Below are 16219 nucleotides of genomic sequence, written 5' to 3'. Positions count from 1 at the left end.
CGGCGATGGCAAAACCCACAAAAACCACATTGGCGCTCGGCCCGGTCCTCTATCTTTGGCAGGGCGAGAAATGGCGTGATTTCTATTTCCGCATCGCCGATGAAGCGCCCGTCAGCCATGTTTATCTCGGTGAAACCGTCTGCTCCAAACGGTTTCATTTCACCGAGCCGCATCTGGCAGAGGTCATCGAGCGGCTGGAGAGTGCCGGAAAACAGGTGATCCTCTCGACGCTTTCGCTGGTGACACTGGAGCGGGAAAGCCGCCACCTGCGCGGCCTGATCGCCGACAGTCCCTATCCGGTCGAGGCGAACGATCTTTCCGCGCTCGGCATGCTGCACGGCACCCCGCATGTCGTCGGGCCAATGGTGAATGTCTATAATGCCGCGACCGCGCGGTTGCTGTCGTCTCGCGGCGCGAGCGCCATATGCCTGCCGCCGGAACTGCCGATGACTTCGGTGGAGCGCATCGTGGCGCAGACGCCCGATGTGGACTTCGAAATCTTCGCCTTCGGCCGCCTGCCCCTCGCCATTTCGGCGCGCTGCGCCCATGCCCGCGCCAAGGGCAATATCAAGGATAATTGCCAGTTCCTCTGCGGGGACGATCCGGATGGATTACCGGTACGCACGCTCGACCGGCAGTCGTTTCTGGCGCTGAATGGCGTGCAGACGGTGTCGCATACCTGCCAGTCGCTGCTTGGCGAATTGCGGGATCTGGCCTCTGCCGGCATCACCCGCTTCCGGCTGTCGCCGCAGGACTGCGACATGGTCGCGGTGGCGCAAATCCATGACGATGTTCTGGCCGGCAGGCGGGAGGCGGAGGACGGTCTTGCACGTCTCGGGCAAATCTATCCGGACGTGCCCTTTTCCAACGGTTTTCACCACGGGCAGGAAGGTGCGGCCTGGATCGCCCGTGCCCGCAACACGGCGCATGGGGTGAATGCATGACGACGAACGGGCAAAGTGAGCAAACGCTGTCCGCAGCGGCACCGGGCGGAGCGGATATCGCGGCGGCAATCCATCTGGTGCGCGACATTGTCTTGCAGAGCGCGCTTGATTGCAGCTGCCGCGACAGGGTGCACGAGGCGCTGCGCGAACTCGAGGATTTCGAGCGCCAGCGCAATATCGTCAAGCTTCTGGCCGCCGCCCGCGAGGAGCGGCGCAAGATCGCGCTCCTGACCGAGATGCTCTGCGATTTCGCCGAAGACGACACGGTGGATGAAGGTGTGGTTGAAACCGCAAGCCTCATGTTTCTCGATATCGCCGCCGCCGCTCAGGAGGGCTCGCGGCTCCTGCGTGACGCGCTCTCACTCAAGAAGGGTGAATAATCCCTGTTTTCGGCTCTGTTTGATCCTGCGCAAAGAGCGGGCGCTTGCAAAATGTCATTTCCGGGGTGGTGACGCGCCGGGACCGGTAAACGGTCTGAGCGGGCGTCACGCGCATTATGGCGCTTCCGGCGCGAAAGGATCAGGACCATGGCAAATCTCACCCGTCGTCAGGCTCTTTCGGCCTTTTCCGGGCTCGCGGTCGCGACACTTGCCGCACCGCATGTTGCGAAGGCGGAAGCGCCGCTCACCTTTTATGGCCCTCCGGCCGCGCCGTCGGCCGTGCTGGCCCATGCGGTAAAGGGCGGGTTCCTTAAGGATGTCGCACCCGGAGCGGTTTTCAAAGCCTGGAAAACGCCGGATGAAATGCGCGCCGCCGTCGCCTCCGGCTCCATGGGAGCGGTAGCGATGCCGAGCTACGGCGTCGCCAATCTCCATAATCGCGGTCTCGGCCTCGGGCTGTTGAACGTACTGACCACGGGCCTGCTCTATATCGTTTCGAAGGACGGGACGTTGAACTCGCTGCAAAGCCTTTCCGGCAAGACCCTCGCTTTGCCGTTCAAGAACGACATGCCCGATTTCGTGCTGCGCCGCCTAGTTGCCGAAAGCGGCCTGAAGCCGGGCGACATCAAGCTGGAATATGCCGCCTCACCGCCGGAAGCCGTGCAATTGCTGCTGACGGGACGGGTGGATGCCGCCCTGCTGAGCGAGCCGGCCGCGACCGCCGTGCTCATCAAGGCGAAGTCGTTTTTCATGACTCTCCATCGCACCATCGATATTCAGCGGGAATGGGCGAAGGTGGCGGGCAAGGCTGAAATTCCGCAGGCTGGCCTCGCCTTGACATCGCCGGTCCAGCAAAAACTCGGCAGGGCCGGCATCGAGGCTTTGCAGGGCGCCATGGAGACGGCGCTCGCCAGCGCCGTAGCCGATCCGAAGACGGCGGCCGATGCGGCCGCCGATGCCTTGGGTTTCCCGCCGGAAATCATCGCCGCCTCCTTTCCGACAAGTCATCTGTGCGCCCTGAAGGCGAGCGCTGCGCGCGCCGATCTCGAGGCATTCTACGATGAGCTTGCCAAGGCCGACCCGGCAATCATCGGCGGCCGGCGGCCTGATGACGGGTTTTATCTGGTGTAGCAGGCATGAACCGCATTCTCGAAAGTCTTGGCTGGATGGGCCTCTATCTCTGGGCGGGCTGGGCCGGGCTTTCAGGCATCTTCTGTTTTCTCGCCGCCTGGCAGGCCGGGCATGAGATTTATGGCTCCTTCATCCTGCCTTCGCCGGGGGAGACCTTCGCGGCAATGGGGCTTCTGGCGGCGCGGCCGGATTTCTTCGCCATCCTGTCGCAGAGCGCCGTCAGGGCCCTGATCGGCTTTGCCATCGCCGCCGGCATCGGCACGGTGGCGGGCGTGCTGGCGGGTTATTCCTTCGCGGCCATGCGGTTGATGAAGCCTGTCGTCACCGTTCTGCTCGGCGTGCCGCCCATCGGCTGGATCGTGCTGGCGCTTATCTGGTTCGGCTCGTCGGGGGGCACGGCCGTCATGACCGTCATCATCGCCTCGGCTCCCGTGTCCTTTGCCGGTGCGCTGGAAGGTGTGGCCAAGCGGGACCGTCAGTTGGAGGTGATGGCGCAGGCCTTCGGTGCTCCATGGTTTTACCGGCTGCGCACCGTCACCATGCCGCATGTGCTCTCCTACCTCTTCCCGGCCTGGACGACGACGGCCGGAAGCGCGTGGAAAGTAACCGTCATGGCCGAGCTCCTTTCGAATTCCGGCGGCATTGGCGGCGAACTGGCCACCGCACGCGCGCTGTTCGACATCGCACAGGTCAGCGCCTGGCTCACCATCACCGTCGCGCTGGCGCTGCTGACCGATTACGGCCTGCTGCATCTGCTGCGCGAGGCGCTGGAACGCTGGCGCGCCGCCGGGCTGCCATGGGGTGTCAAACGATGAGCGACCGTTCCATCCTGCGCTTCGAACATGTCGGCCACGCCTTTCTTGGCCGCAGCCTGTTCGAGAATTTCGATCTCGGCATAGCGCCCGGGGAAACCGTGGCGTTGCTTGGCCCCTCCGGCAGCGGCAAGACGACGATTTTGCAGATCGCGGCTGGTATCATCAATCCTGTTCGCGGCCGCGTGCACCGCCATTATCGCCGGCAGGGGCTGGTGTTTCAGGAGCCAAGGCTTTTGCCGTGGATGACGCTTGTCGACAATATCGCCTACGGCCTTGCGGCGGCCGGCATGCCGAAACGGGAGCGGCGAGAAAAGGCGGGCCTTTTTGCGCTGGAAGTCGGTCTGGAGGCGGCGGATTTCGGCAAATATCCGGTGGAACTCTCCGGCGGCATGCGCCAGCGCGCCGGCGTTGCGCGGGCGCTCGCCGTGGAGCCGGACATGCTGTTTCTGGACGAGCCCTTCAGCGCCGTCGATGTCGGCCTGCGCCGTCATTTGCAGGAGCTTCTGGTGGGCGCCGCCCGGCGGCGCGGTTTTTCCACCCTTCTCGTCACCCATGATCTTCATGAGGCGTTGCTGGTTGCCGACCGGCTGATCGTGCTCTCCGGCGTCGATGGCCGCGTCATTGCCGCGCATAAGCCCGCCGGTTCGCCGGGCCGGCGTATGGCGCGTGCGGTTTTCGACGAAGCGGAACGCCTGTCCGAGAGCCCGGCCTTCGCCGAACTGTTTTCAGCAAAGGAGCGGGTGCGATGAGGCAGCCCCCCATCCTTTCGGAAGCCCTGCGGCTGTTTTTCCCGCTGGCCGCCCTGCATGGCGCGGGCTGGCCCTTCCTGTGGATAGTCATCGGTGGTTATGCCCTGCCTTTTGCCGATGCGGTGCCTGCTTCGCAATGGCACGCCCATGAAATGATCTTCGGCACCTATGGCATGGCACTTGCCGGTTTCCTCGGCTCGGCGGTGCCGGAATGGACGGATACGAAACCGGCGCAGGGACGAACGCTGCTTCATCTCGCCGGTCTCTGGATGCCGGGCCGCCTTATCGGCTTTCTCGGGATGGAGGCCTGGAGCCTGTTTGCAGGTTTTTTCGATCTTGCCTTTCTGCTCGTGCTCTCTGTTGTCATCGGCAGGGCGATGTTGGCCCGGCGCACGATGAAACACCTGGCATTCCTTACCTGGCTTCTTCTGTTTACGGCGGCTGAAGCGGGTGTGCGTTATGCCTGGTGGAGCGGCGATCCCGAACTTGCATCCCGCTTTCTGGAGGCGGCGCTGTGCATCTTCACTGTGCTGTTTTCACTCTCCGCCGCGCGTATCAATGTGGTCGTCATCAATCTGGCGCTCGATCCGGGCGGCGAGACCACGCCTTACCGGCCGCATCCCGGCCGCCAGCATATGGCGGGCGCCATGGTGACGCTTTACATGGCGGCGAAGCTTTTCTTTCCGCAAAGCGATGTCTGCGCCTGGCTTTCGCTTGCGGCCGGGGCCGCCTTTTTCGACCGACTGGCCGAATGGTTCATCGGGCGTGCCGTCTTTAAGACCGAGGTGCTGTTGCTCGGTCTCGGCAACGCCTTTGCGGGCGCGGGTTTTCTGGAGCTCGGCGCAACAAGGCTCGGTTTTTCCGTCACGCCCGCCGCAGGGCTGCATCTGCTGTCGGTCGGGGCGCTGGGATGCGCCATCATGGCCGTCTTCATCATTGCCGGGCTGCGGCATACGGGCCGCAACCTGACGCATCTGCTGTGGCAGGCGCATGTGGCCGCCCTTCTGATGGTGATGGCCGGGCTGGTCCGCATCCTGCCGGAATTCGATTTTGCCGCAACATTGTCACCCTATCACCATGGCCTCAGCGCCGTTTTGTGGGCGGCGAGCTTCGGGGTCTGGTTGCAGGGCTTTCTGCCCTTCATGCGCGCGCCTGGCATCGATGAGGCGGGGGCATGCGGATGAGAGACACCTTGCCCCGCGGCGGCGACATCACTGTCCCGACCGGTTTGTTTATTTTTTTTGGCAAAAGCACAAAGTGAAATCAGTGACTTAGGGGAGGGATGTTGATGAATGTTAGTTTTGATAAATAATCAATAAAATCAAGTAGTTGAACATATCTTCTTTTTGGTCGATTATAACTCCAACCGAATAGGGAAACGCGAATATGCCTAAAATAGTCGCGCCTCAACATGCAGATGAAAAGCCAGGTCGGACGAGGGAACTTGTCACCTTCGCCGTTCTGGCATTCGGAATCTGGCCCATTCTGGCGGTCGGATTTGTCGGAGCCTATGGCTTTATCGTCTGGATGTTCCAGATCATTTACGGCCCGCCGGGGCCGCCCGGCCATTGAGGGCGAGATGATGATGGAAGTCTCTCTCAGCCGGCGCGATTTCCTGCGCGGCGGGCAAAAAAATAGACCACGCATCTGTCCGCCCGGGGTCGCGTTGAGCGACCTCGCCGCGTGCAGCGGTTGCGCAAAATGCGTCGAGGCCTGTCCCACCGGCATAATCGCCATGGCGGACGGTTTGCCTTCGGTGGATTTCGCCGCCGGGAAATGCACCTTTTGCGGCAAATGCGCGGAGGCCTGTCCCGAGCCGGTCTTTGCCGCCCCCGCGGCGCAGCGCTTCGATCATGTCATGGCGATCGGTGAGGGGTGTCTTGCCTTCGGCAATATCGATTGTCAGGCCTGCCGCGATGCCTGTCCGACCGAGGCTATCCGGTTTCGGCCCCGCCGCGGCGGCCCCTTCGTTCCGGAACTGCTGGAAGATGCCTGCACCGGTTGCGGGGCCTGCGTATCCGTCTGTCCCGCCAGTGTGATCGAGATCAAAGATAGAGCCACGGAGATGCAATATGCCTGAAAATACAGGCCGGTATCATGTTTCAAGCGCCGTGGTGGCGGTGATGCCGCAGATGCGGGACGCCGTGCTGGCAACGCTTTCAACGCTCGACAATGTCGAGGTTCATGGCGAGGGCAACGGCAAGATCGTCATCGTCATAGACGGCACGAGCACCGGCATGCTGGGCGATACGCTCACTTATATTTCGACACTCGACGGTGTGATTGCCGCCAACATGGTTTTCGAACACGTCGACACAGAGGAGACAAGCGGCGATGAGCAGCGAACTGACGCGGCGTGATCTATTGAAGGCCCATGCCGCCGGCATTGCGGCGGCAACGGCGGGCATTGCGCTGCCGGCCGCCGCCCAGCCGGTGCCAGGCGGGGTTTCCGCATTGCAGATCAAGTGGTCCAAGGCGCCCTGTCGTTTCTGCGGCACCGGCTGCGGCGTCATGGTCGGCGTCAAGGAAGGCAAGGTCGTCGCCACCCATGGCGACATGCAGGCGGAGGTCAATCGTGGTCTCAACTGCATCAAGGGCTATTTCCTGTCCAAGATCATGTATGGCAAGGACCGCCTGCAAACCCCACTTCTGCGCAAAAAAGGCGGCGTCTACGCCAAGGACGGCGAGTTCGAGCCGGTGAGCTGGGATGAGGCCTTCGACGCGATGGCGCAGCAGTGCAAGCGGGTGCTGAAGGAGAAGGGGCCGACGGCCGTGGGCATGTTCGGCTCCGGCCAATGGACGATCTTCGAAGGCTATGCTGCCACCAAGCTGATGCGCGCCGGCTTCCGCTCCAACAATCTCGATCCCAATGCCCGCCACTGCATGGCGTCGGCCGCTTACGCCTTCATGCGCACCTTCGGCATGGACGAGCCGATGGGCTGTTACGATGATTTCGAACATGCCGATGCCTTCGTGCTCTGGGGCTCGAACATGGCGGAGATGCATCCCATCCTGTGGACACGCATTGCCGACCGGCGACTGGGCTTCGACCATGTGAAGGTGGCGGTGCTTTCCACCTTCACCCATCGCAGCATGGACCTTGCCGATATTCCGATGGTCTTCAAGCCGGGCACGGATCTCGTCATCCTCAATTACATCGCCAACCACATCATCAAGACCGGGCGCGTCAACGAAGATTTCGTGAAGAAGCACACGAAATTCGTGCGCGGTGTCACCGATATCGGTTATGGCCTGCGGCCCGACAATCCGGCAGAGGTGAATGCCGCTAATTCCGCCGATCCGACCAAGACCGAAGCGATCGATTTCGAGACCTTCAAGGAATTCGTCTCCGAATACACGCTGGAAAAGACCGCCGCCATGACCGGGGTGGAAGCCGGTTTTCTGGAGGAGCTGGCCGAGCTTTATGCGGACCCGAACCGCAAGGTCATGTCGCTGTGGACCATGGGTTTCAACCAGCATGTGCGTGGTGTCTGGGCCAACCAGATGGTCTACAACATCCATCTTTTGACCGGCAAGATTTCCGAGCCGGGCAACAGCCCGTTCTCGCTCACCGGCCAGCCCTCGGCCTGCGGCACGGCGCGCGAGGTGGGCACCTTCGCCCATCGCCTGCCGGCCGACATGACGGTGACCAACCCGGAACACCGCAAACATGCCGAGGAAATCTGGCGCATCCCGCACGGCATCATCCCGGAAAAGCCGGGTTACCACGCCGTGCAGCAGGACCGCATGCTGCATGACGGCAAGCTGAATTTCTACTGGGTGCAGGTCAATAATAACGTCCAAGCCGGTCCTAACACCAAGAACGAGACCTATCAGGGCTATCGCAACCCGGAAAATTTCATCGTTGTTTCGGATGCCTATCCGACCATCACGGCCATGAGCGCTGACCTCATCCTGCCCGCCGCCATGTGGGTGGAGAAGGAGGGGGCTTACGGCAATGCCGAGCGGCGCACCCATGTCTGGCACCAGCTTGTCGAGGCCTCGGGCGAGGCGCGCTCCGACCTCTGGCAGCTGGTGGAATTTTCCAAACGCTTCACCACCGATGAGGTGTGGCCAGCGGAGATACTGGACGCCAATCCCGCCTATCGCGGCAAGACGCTGTACGAGGTGCTCTTCAAGGACAGCGATGTCGGCAAGTTCCCGCTGAGCGAGATCAACGGCGAATACGAAAACCAGGAAGCAAAACACTTCGGCTTCTATCTGCAAAAGGGTCTCTTCGAGGAATATGCCGCCTTCGGGCGCGGCCACGGTCACGATCTGGCGCCTTACGATGCCTATCACGAGGTGCGCGGCATGCGCTGGCCGGTGGTGGATGGCAAGGAAACGCTGTGGCGTTACCGCGAGGGTTACGACCCCTATGTCAAACCGGGCGAGGGCGTGAAGTTCTACGGCAACAAGGACGGCAAGGCGGTCATCATCGCCGTGCCCTACGAGCCGCCGGCGGAATCCCCGGATGCGGAATTCGATACCTGGCTGGTGACGGGCCGCGTGCTGGAGCACTGGCATTCCGGCTCCATGACCATGCGTGTGCCGGAACTCTACAAGGCTTTCCCCGGCGCCCGCTGTTTCATGAATGCCGACGATGCGCGCAAGCGCGGGCTCAACCAGGGCGCGGAAATCCGCATCGTCTCGCGCCGTGGCGAAATCCGCTCCCGCGTGGAAACACGCGGCCGCAACCGCATGCCGCCCGGCGTCATCTTCGTTCCCTGGTTCGATGCCAGCCAGCTCATCAACAAGGTCACGCTCGACGCAACCGATCCCATCTCCAAGCAGACGGATTTCAAGAAATGCGCAGTCAAGATAGAGCCAGTCGCATGATCAGGAAACACGGATGGATCGCCGCCACGCTTCTGGTCGTGGCGCTGGCGACGGGGGCCGTTGCGCAGATGGTGCCGGAATTGTCCGGCCCGCGCGGCGACGCCATGCAGACCGAGCCGGCCAAACCCCTGCCGAAATGGGTGATCGACGATTTCAGGCGCATGCGCGCTTACCCAGAGCAGCCGCCGGTCATCCCGCATTCGATCGACGGTTACCAGCTTTCGGTTAATGCCAACCGCTGTCTCTCCTGTCACAAGCGCGAATTCACCCAGGACTCCGGCGCGCCGATGATCAGCGTCACCCATTACATGACGCGCGAAGGCCAGATGCTGGCGGATGTTTCACCGCGCCGTTATTTCTGCACGGCCTGCCATGTGCCGCAGGCTGACACACGGCCGCTCGTGCCCAACACCTTTCAGGACATGAGCGAGATGGGCGTCAAACCGGCGGGTAGCGAATGATGATCGCCCGTGTGAAAAAACTTCTCGCCTGGTTATGGGCGGTTCTGAGGACGCCGGCCGGCACGCTCAGCCTCGCCTTCCTCACCCTTGGCGGTTTCGTCGGCGGTGTCATGTTCTGGGGTGCCTTCAACACAGCGCTCGAAATGACCAACAAGGAAGCCTTCTGCATTTCCTGCCACGAGATGCGGACCAATGTTTATGAAGAACTGACGCGGACGGTGCATTTCTCCAACCGCTCCGGCGTGCGCGCCTCCTGCCCGGATTGCCATGTGCCGCATGAGTGGACGGACAAGATCGCTCGCAAGATGCAGGCTTCCAAGGAGGTCTGGGGCAAGATTTTCGGCACCATCGATACGCGCAAGAAGTTCCTCGACAAGCGGCTGGAGCTTGCCCAGCATGAATGGTCGCGCCTGAAGGCCAATGACAGCCTGGAATGCCGTAACTGCCATTCCTCCGCCGCCATGGACTTTACCAAACAGACGCAGCGCGCCGCCGATATTCATTCCAAATATCTGCTGACGGGTAAGGCCACCTGCATCGATTGCCATAAAGGCATCGCCCATGAATTGCCCAATATGGAAGGCATAGACCCCGGCTGGAAAATGCCGCCGGCGCTCAACGACCAGCCGGGGCCAACGGCGTCCGCCGTCGACGACCTGCGTCGGGCGATGACGGATGTGCACCGGAACGTTTTTTGAATATCGAGGCGATCGGTTGAGGAGCCGTGACCGGCTTCAGACCCGGCCGGCTTCTTCGATGAACCGGCGCACCAGCGGCAGATGCCGCCTTTCGGCAAGGCAGATCGCATATTCGTCGATGAGTTCGTTGGCGTCGCTGAGCGGCACGAAGGAAAGGCGTGCATCGTGGCCGAATTCCAGATCGGCCACCACGCCGCATCCCATCCCGTTGGCGATGGCTTCCCGTACGCCTTCGCGAGAGGAAATCTCGATGACGGGCTGGATGGAGATGCCGTGATCGGCAAGGTTCTTTTCGAAGATTTCACGGGTGCGCGACCCCCGCTCGCGCATGACGAAGGACAGGCCTTCGAGCTCGGCCATGAAAACGCTCTCCCGCTCAGCCAGCGGGTGAGAGACGGGCACGCACAGTCCGAGCCACATGCTGAGGAATTTGACGCCGTAGAGGCGTGGATCGTCCGGTGCACGGGCGGTAATGGCGACATCGGCCACCGACAGCGCCGGCAAGAGCATCGCGGACGATTTTCGCGTGCGCGTCGCCGGCCCGAACGCCTATACCATCGCCGTGTTCCCCGATACGCAGGACTATACGTCCAATGACGGTATCAAGCATCTGTTCGGCGAGATGACGCAATGGTTGGTCGACAATCGCGATAGCCACAAAATCGTCTTCATGAGCCATGTGGGCGATATCACCCAGAACAATCGTCCCGCTGAATGGGATGTCGCCGAACCGGCGCTGCGCAAGCTTGACGGCAAGGTGCCTTACGCGCTGCTGCCCGGCAACCACGATCAGGCGAATGGCGGAACCGCGGCCGATCACAGCTCGGTCGAACTGGACCGGTTACAGCGCCTGCGAAGCGATCCCCAACGCCTTCGCTCTCCCCCGCGGCCTTTTGAGCGCAGGAATGGTCAGGCAATTTGCCGACCGTCCGCGCGGTGAACGTCGGCAGGCACAGACCCAACCGTGTTTTGACGACGTTCTTACTTATTTGTTGGACCAGTATTAAGCATTTTTGCCAGGGTCGAGCAAATATGGCCTCTTCAATTGACATTTTCTTCGTAACATCCAACAATTGAACATCGGATGGGAGGGGCCATGCACATCATTGATAAAGCGCCTTCCCTGGATGCGCCGCGTGGTTCGGCCGTTGAGCGGCTGATAGCCAATATCCAGCGGATGATTTCGGACAGGAATCTCGCTTTCGGCGATGCATTGCCCACGGAGCGCGAGCTTGGCCTTATGCTGGGGGCGAGCCGCAATACGGTGCGCGAGGCTTTGCAATATCTGCGCGCCTACGGCGTCATCGACATCAGGCCGAAAACAGGCGCGGTGTTGACCAATCGTCAAAGTCACGCCGTCGATCGGCTGATGACATTGCATCATGCCATTTCGCCCGCCTCCTTCCGCGAGGTGCAGGGCTTCCGCAAAGTGGTGGAAACAGCGGCGGGGGAGATCGTGCTCCTGCGCGCGGCGCAAAGCGACCTCGACGCGCTGGATGCCGCCAATCGCAGGGTGCGGGAAAGCGTCGGCGTGGAGGAGGCCGCAGTGAATGATTTCGTCTTTCACGATCTCCTTGTGCAGTTGGCGGGTAACAGCGTGCTGCACGCCAGCTATCTTTCGCAGCGTAATGCCATGCTTGAAATCATGCGGATTGGAAAAGGCAATCGGCCCATTCACGATGCCACCTATACCGCGCATCAGGAGATTATCGATGCGCTGCGGGCGCGGGACCGCCTCGCTTTCAGTTATCTTCTGAGCCGGCACTTGGATTTCGGTCTCAGATTCATCGAGGCAAAAGACGGCGTTTCAGAAGATGTTGACGGGGCAGGAGGCGTTGATGAGGGAGTTTGAGGGCAAGATTGCCCTGGTAACGGGAACCTCCGGCATTGGCCGCGCGTCGGCGCTGGAATTGGCGCGCGCCGGCGCGCATGTCACCTGTCTGGGCATTGATGAAGCTGCAAATGATGGGTTGCGGGATGTGGCGCGGTCGGAAAAGCTCGATCTTGCCATCCGGACCTGCGACGTTGCCAGCAGCAGCGAGGTGGAAGCGGCCTTTTCGGCTTTCGAAGGGCTCGATGTGATCGTCAATTCCGCAGCCATTCACCCCTACGGAACCGTTGTGGACACCGATCCTGAAGTCTTTCTAAAGGCTTACGCGGTCAATGTCGGCTCCATACAGCTCACGGCCCGCCATGGCATCCCTTTGATGCAAAAGCGTGGCGGCGGCGCGATCGTCAATATTTCCTCCGTGCAGGGGCATGCCTGCCAGAAGAATGTCGCAGCCTATGCCGCCACAAAAGGCGCCATTCATGCCCTGACGCGGGCCATGGCGCTGGATCACGCGGGCGACCGGGTCAACTCGGTCAGCCCCGGTTCCGTGCGCACGCCCATTCTGGAACTCGCCGCGCGAACCTTCGATGGTGCTGACGCCGACGTAGAGGAGGCCTTCCGCAGATTTGGCACCGCTCATCCCATTGGCCGGATTGGGAAGCCGGAAGAGATCGCGGGGCTGGTGCTGTTTCTGGCCTCGGACCGCGCCGGTTTCATCACCGGTGCCGATTACCTGATCGATGGCGGCCTGCTGGCGGGACTGGAGGTAAAATAGAGGCGATGAGCGCCGGCCTTCGTATGCGTATATTTGCGCTTTTGTGCTGTTTGATGCTTCATTCCTCTTGACATCGCCCTGCGAAAGAGCCGAGATTGAAGTGGCTTCGCATCGGGAGGACAGCGTGAAAAAACTGGATCGGCAATTGCGCGTCGGTGTGCTCGGTTGCGGGCCGATCGCCCAGTTCGCGCATTTCGAATCCACGGTGAAGGGCCGGAATACCAGGCTCTATGCGATCTGCGACGTCGTGCAGGATCTTGCCGCGCGCATGGGCGCGACCTATGAGCCGGACAAGGTGTATCATGATTACGATGCCATGCTTGCCGATCCGGAGCTTGAGGCGGTCGTCATCGCCACGTCCGACGCTTTCCACGTCCCGGCGGCGATCCGCGCGCTGGAAGCCGGCAAACACGTGCTGTGCGAAAAACCGGTTGGCGTCAGTGTCGAGGAAGTCGAGACCCTAGCCGAAACCGTGCGACGGACTGGCAAGGTGCTGCAGATCGGCCATATGAAGCGTTTCGATCCCGGCATAGAGGCGGCCAAACACTTCATCGACAATGAGATGGGCGAGCGATTGGCGCTGAAGGCCTGGTATTGCGACAGCACCCACCGCTACACGATGACCGATGCGGTGCAACCCTTGCCGGTTCTGTCGAAGGCGGCCCTGAAGCCGCGGGAAAATCCGAAGGCTGACCTCAAGCGCTATTACATGCTGGCGCATGGCAGCCATCTGGTCGACATCGCCCGTTATCTTTGTGGCGATATCGAATGGGTGAGGGCGAGACTACTTCAGCGTTTCGGAGCCTATTGCTGGTTTGTCGAAACCGGCTTTGCCGATGGCACGCTCGGCCATCTGGACCTGACCGTGGCTGTGCGGATGGACTGGCACGAGGGCTTCCATATCTATGGCGAGAACGGCAGCGTCCTCGCAAAAACCCATAATCCCTGGTATTACAAGGCAACCGAGGTGGAGATTTTCCGCGAGCGCACCGCATCCTATGAGCGGCCGCTGGGCGCGGACGGCCATTTCTATCGACGGCAACTCGAGGGTTTTGCAGAGGTCGTTCTCGACAGCGCACCGATGCGCGGCGCTGGCATCGAGGATGGGCTTGCTTCGGTTCGCGCCATGGCTGCCATCGCGAGATCTGTCGAGACCGGCCAGCGGATCGATGTCGCAACGATGACAGGGGCGGTCTGATGCAGGTGGGCATATTCGCCAAGACCTATCCGGGCACGGATCCTCTCGAGGTTCTCACGCGTGCTGCGGCCGATGGTTACGCCTGTGTGCAATATAATCTCGCCTGTTCCGGTCTCGCCTCGATGCCCGACGCCGTATCCGAGGAGGCCGTGGAAGCCATCGCCACCGCCACCCGTGCGACGGGTGTCCGTATTGCCGCCCTTTCCGCGACCTATAACATGATCCATCCCGACCATGCGCGACGCATCGAGGGCATGAGGCGTCTTGGGGTCTGCCTCAAGGTCGCCGCGTGTCTTGCCACTCCCGTGGTGACGTTGTGCACGGGCACGCGCGACCGCGAGGACCAGTGGCGCCATCACCCCGACAATGACACGGCGGAAGCCTGGAGAGACCTTGTCGAACAGATGGCCGCTGCGGCGGAACAGGCTGATACCCTGGGGATCAGGCTCGGTATCGAGCCGGAGCAGGCCAATGTCGTGCGCAACGCGGACGATGCTGTTCGATTGATGCGGGAGATCGGCTCGCCATCCCTCGGCATCGTGCTCGATCCGGCCAACCTGTTTGAAAAGGCGGATGCCGACGGCGCGCGAGCGATCGTGGCCGACGCCATCGACCGGCTTGCCGGCCATATCGTGATGGCGCATGCCAAGGATCGCGATGCCGAGGGCCGATTTGTAACCGCCGGGCGCGGCGTCATCGACTTTCCGGATTTCATCAGGCGCCTCGATATCGCCGGTTTCGATGGCCCGGTCGTCACCCACGGACTTTCGGAACAGGAAGCACCGGACGTGCGGCGTTTTCTCGCCCGTCTCATCGCATGAGCAGATATCTTCACAGGCTGCCGGATGGGCGAAAGGTTCATATCGAAGATTGCGGCGCGGGCTTTCCGGTTATCTTTCAGCATGGGCTTGGCGGCGATCTCAGGCAGGTTGCGTATGGTTTTCCCGATGGGCTTTCATGTCGCCGCATCACGCTCGAATGCCGTGGCCATGGCCTTTCAGGGCTGGCGAGCGGCGAGTCTTATTCCATCGCCGGTTTTGCCGATGATCTGATCGCCGTTGCCGATGCGCTTGGCCTTGCGCGGTTCGCGATCGGCGGCATCTCCATGGGCGCGGCGATTGCGCTGCGTATCGCGGCCCTGCACCCCGGTCGGGTGACGGGCCTGATGCTCATCCGTCCCGCTTGGCTGGCGGAAGCTGCGCCGGAGAACATGAAGGCCTTTTCCGTGATCGCCGATCATCTCCGGCAATCCGGGCGGAACGGACGGGCGGCGTTTCTTGCATCGCCCACGGGCCGCAGGCTTGCGCATGAGGCGCCGGACAATCTTGCGTCGCTTGCCGGCTTCTTCGATCATCCTGAACCCGCAGCCATTGCAGTGCTTCTGGACGCCATCGCAAGGGACGGTCCGGGTGTGGATGAAAGACAGATCCGCGCGCTCAAGGTGCCGGCCCTGGTGGTCGGACATGGGCTCGATCTCATTCATCCGCTGGACTACGCCCACAGGCTGGGTGAAATGATCCCCGATGCCCGCGTCATTGCAATCACACCCAAGGCCGTCGACAGGGCAGGCTACAGCGCCGACTTGCACGCTGCCCTCACCGACTTCATCCGGTATCTCGACACATTCCAGGAGACATGCGCATGGCCATGAAAGCCGCAGCCAATTGGTTCGAGGCTCTGCCGCGGGACCGTCTCCTGGGCGAGTTTTCGTTGTGGTCGGCCGATCTCGCCAACCTGGAACGGGAAATCGCCCGCGTCGATCCGCATGTGGATATTTACCATGCCGATGTCGCCGATGGCCGTTTCGCGCCCTCGTTCCTGTTTTTCCCGGATCAGCTTTCGCGTATCCGTAAATTGACGTTTCGTCCTATACATGTCCATCTGATGGTGGAGGGTGATATTGTGCTCAGCCAGATCCGTCAGTTCGCCGAAGCAGGCGCCGACCTGATTTCCATACACCCGGAAAATGGCGCGGTGACGCCGCAGGCCATTGCGCTGATCCGTGAATTGGGTCCGAAGGCGGGTGTGGTGCTGCGTCTGGAAACGCCTGTCGAGACAATCCGGCCGCTTGTGGCGGATATCGACTTCGTCACGCTGCTGGGAACGGCCATCGGCGTCAAGGGGCAGGGGCTTTCCGAGGCGGCTTGCCCGCGCCTGATCGAGGCGGCGGCCATCCTCAAGGCGCAGGGGCGCGGCGATGTCGTGCTGGCGGCCGATGGCGGTATTCGGGATAATACGGTGCCGCTGTTGCGCGAGGCCGGCGCACAGACCGTGGTCCTCGGATCGCTCGCCTTCAACGACCCGGATCTGGCGGGTCGTATCGCCTGGCTGCGCGCGCTTTAGTGCATTTCCAGTAAAAGTGCGAAGCGGTTTTACGTCCGGAAAATGCGTGAAAACA

Annotated in this window: 20 protein-coding genes; 19 read left to right on the top strand and 1 reads right to left on the bottom strand. The window is 61.7% G+C overall.

The features are described from left to right. Positions 1-5: 5 nt before the first annotated feature. From AGR1_RS22595 to AGR1_RS22540, 12 genes are all read left to right on the top strand, one after another. Positions 6-944 (top strand): U32 family peptidase, encoded by a 939-nt coding sequence (locus AGR1_RS22595; protein WP_137411904.1) that lies wholly within the window; start codon positions 6-8, stop codon positions 942-944. Further along, complete coding sequence (locus tag AGR1_RS22590; RefSeq protein ID WP_137411905.1) at positions 941-1324, top strand: hypothetical protein; 384 nt, start codon at positions 941-943, stop codon at positions 1322-1324. The genes AGR1_RS22595 and AGR1_RS22590 overlap by 4 nt, the downstream gene beginning before the upstream one ends. Positions 1325-1471: 147 nt before the next feature. Further along, complete coding sequence (locus tag AGR1_RS22585) at positions 1472-2455, top strand: ABC transporter substrate-binding protein (protein WP_149148302.1); 984 nt, start codon at positions 1472-1474, stop codon at positions 2453-2455. Between the two features lie 5 nt (positions 2456-2460). Beyond that, complete coding sequence (locus tag AGR1_RS22580; protein WP_149148301.1) at positions 2461-3270, top strand: ABC transporter permease; 810 nt, start codon at positions 2461-2463, stop codon at positions 3268-3270. Beyond that, positions 3267-4019, top strand: a complete 753-nt coding sequence (locus AGR1_RS22575; RefSeq protein ID WP_149148300.1) for an ATP-binding cassette domain-containing protein — start codon at positions 3267-3269, stop codon at positions 4017-4019. Before AGR1_RS22580 ends, AGR1_RS22575 begins: the two co-directional genes overlap by 4 nt. Continuing rightward, positions 4016-5203 (top strand): NnrS family protein, encoded by a 1188-nt coding sequence (locus AGR1_RS22570; RefSeq protein WP_149148299.1) that lies wholly within the window; start codon positions 4016-4018, stop codon positions 5201-5203. The genes AGR1_RS22575 and AGR1_RS22570 overlap by 4 nt, the downstream gene beginning before the upstream one ends. A 202-nt stretch (positions 5204-5405) precedes the next feature. Beyond that, entirely contained in the window at positions 5406-5591 is a 186-nt protein-coding gene (gene napE / locus AGR1_RS22565; protein ID WP_022557563.1) for a periplasmic nitrate reductase, NapE protein, read from the top strand. Between the two features lie 7 nt (positions 5592-5598). Continuing rightward, on the top strand, positions 5599-6099 hold the full coding sequence (locus tag AGR1_RS22560) for a ferredoxin-type protein NapF (RefSeq protein ID WP_149148298.1): 501 nt from the start codon (positions 5599-5601) through the stop codon (positions 6097-6099). Further along, positions 6092-6379, top strand: a complete 288-nt coding sequence (locus AGR1_RS22555) for a chaperone NapD (protein ID WP_003520944.1) — start codon at positions 6092-6094, stop codon at positions 6377-6379. The genes AGR1_RS22560 and AGR1_RS22555 overlap by 8 nt, the downstream gene beginning before the upstream one ends. Beyond that, positions 6354-8858, top strand: a complete 2505-nt coding sequence (gene napA, locus AGR1_RS22550) for a periplasmic nitrate reductase subunit alpha (RefSeq protein ID WP_149148297.1) — start codon at positions 6354-6356, stop codon at positions 8856-8858. Before AGR1_RS22555 ends, napA begins: the two co-directional genes overlap by 26 nt. Next, a complete protein-coding gene (locus AGR1_RS22545) occupies positions 8828-9319 on the top strand; it encodes a nitrate reductase cytochrome c-type subunit (RefSeq protein ID WP_080820507.1) in 492 nt (163 codons plus the stop codon). The genes napA and AGR1_RS22545 overlap by 31 nt, the downstream gene beginning before the upstream one ends. Before the next feature lie 2 nt (positions 9320-9321). Beyond that, positions 9322-10017 (top strand): cytochrome c3 family protein, encoded by a 696-nt coding sequence (locus AGR1_RS22540; RefSeq protein WP_271365750.1) that lies wholly within the window; start codon positions 9322-9324, stop codon positions 10015-10017. 36 nt (positions 10018-10053) lie between these two features. On the opposite strand, the gene AGR1_RS22535 is transcribed toward AGR1_RS22540, so the two are convergent. Then, positions 10054-10506, bottom strand: a complete 453-nt coding sequence (locus AGR1_RS22535) for a LysR substrate-binding domain-containing protein (protein WP_246666587.1) — start codon at positions 10504-10506, stop codon at positions 10054-10056. Here AGR1_RS22535 and AGR1_RS22530 point away from each other — a divergent pair. The 7 genes from AGR1_RS22530 to AGR1_RS22500 all read left to right on the top strand — a co-directional run bounded on the left by AGR1_RS22530 (position 10490) and on the right by AGR1_RS22500 (position 16164). Beyond that, positions 10490-10957 carry a metallophosphoesterase gene (locus AGR1_RS22530; RefSeq protein WP_246666588.1) on the top strand — a complete coding sequence of 156 codons (468 nt, stop codon included), beginning with the start codon at positions 10490-10492 and terminating at the stop codon, positions 10955-10957. The genes AGR1_RS22535 and AGR1_RS22530 overlap by 17 nt on opposite strands. 156 nt (positions 10958-11113) lie before the next feature. Further along, positions 11114-11869, top strand: coding sequence for an FCD domain-containing protein (locus tag AGR1_RS22525; protein ID WP_246666589.1), 756 nt, complete (start codon positions 11114-11116; stop codon positions 11867-11869). Further along, positions 11856-12623 (top strand): SDR family oxidoreductase, encoded by a 768-nt coding sequence (locus tag AGR1_RS22520; RefSeq protein WP_149148296.1) that lies wholly within the window; start codon positions 11856-11858, stop codon positions 12621-12623. The genes AGR1_RS22525 and AGR1_RS22520 overlap by 14 nt, the downstream gene beginning before the upstream one ends. Positions 12624-12747: 124 nt before the next feature. After that, positions 12748-13821, top strand: a complete 1074-nt coding sequence (locus AGR1_RS22515; RefSeq protein ID WP_137411914.1) for a Gfo/Idh/MocA family oxidoreductase — start codon at positions 12748-12750, stop codon at positions 13819-13821. After that, positions 13821-14642: a sugar phosphate isomerase/epimerase gene (locus tag AGR1_RS22510; protein ID WP_137411915.1), complete on the top strand. Its 822-nt coding sequence runs from the start codon at positions 13821-13823 to the stop codon at positions 14640-14642. Before AGR1_RS22515 ends, AGR1_RS22510 begins: the two co-directional genes overlap by 1 nt. After that, on the top strand, positions 14639-15472 hold the full coding sequence (locus tag AGR1_RS22505) for an alpha/beta hydrolase (protein ID WP_137411916.1): 834 nt from the start codon (positions 14639-14641) through the stop codon (positions 15470-15472). Before AGR1_RS22510 ends, AGR1_RS22505 begins: the two co-directional genes overlap by 4 nt. Beyond that, entirely contained in the window at positions 15463-16164 is a 702-nt protein-coding gene (locus AGR1_RS22500) for a ribulose-phosphate 3-epimerase (protein WP_246666590.1), read from the top strand. The genes AGR1_RS22505 and AGR1_RS22500 overlap by 10 nt, the downstream gene beginning before the upstream one ends. Positions 16165-16219: the final 55 nt, after the last annotated feature.

This window comes from Agrobacterium sp. B1(2019) (assembly GCF_008274755.1).
Classification (GTDB): Bacteria; Pseudomonadota; Alphaproteobacteria; order Rhizobiales; family Rhizobiaceae; genus Agrobacterium; species Agrobacterium salinitolerans.
The sequence above is the reverse complement of the archived record's forward strand: the minus strand, read 5'-3'. Positions and strand labels throughout refer to the sequence as shown.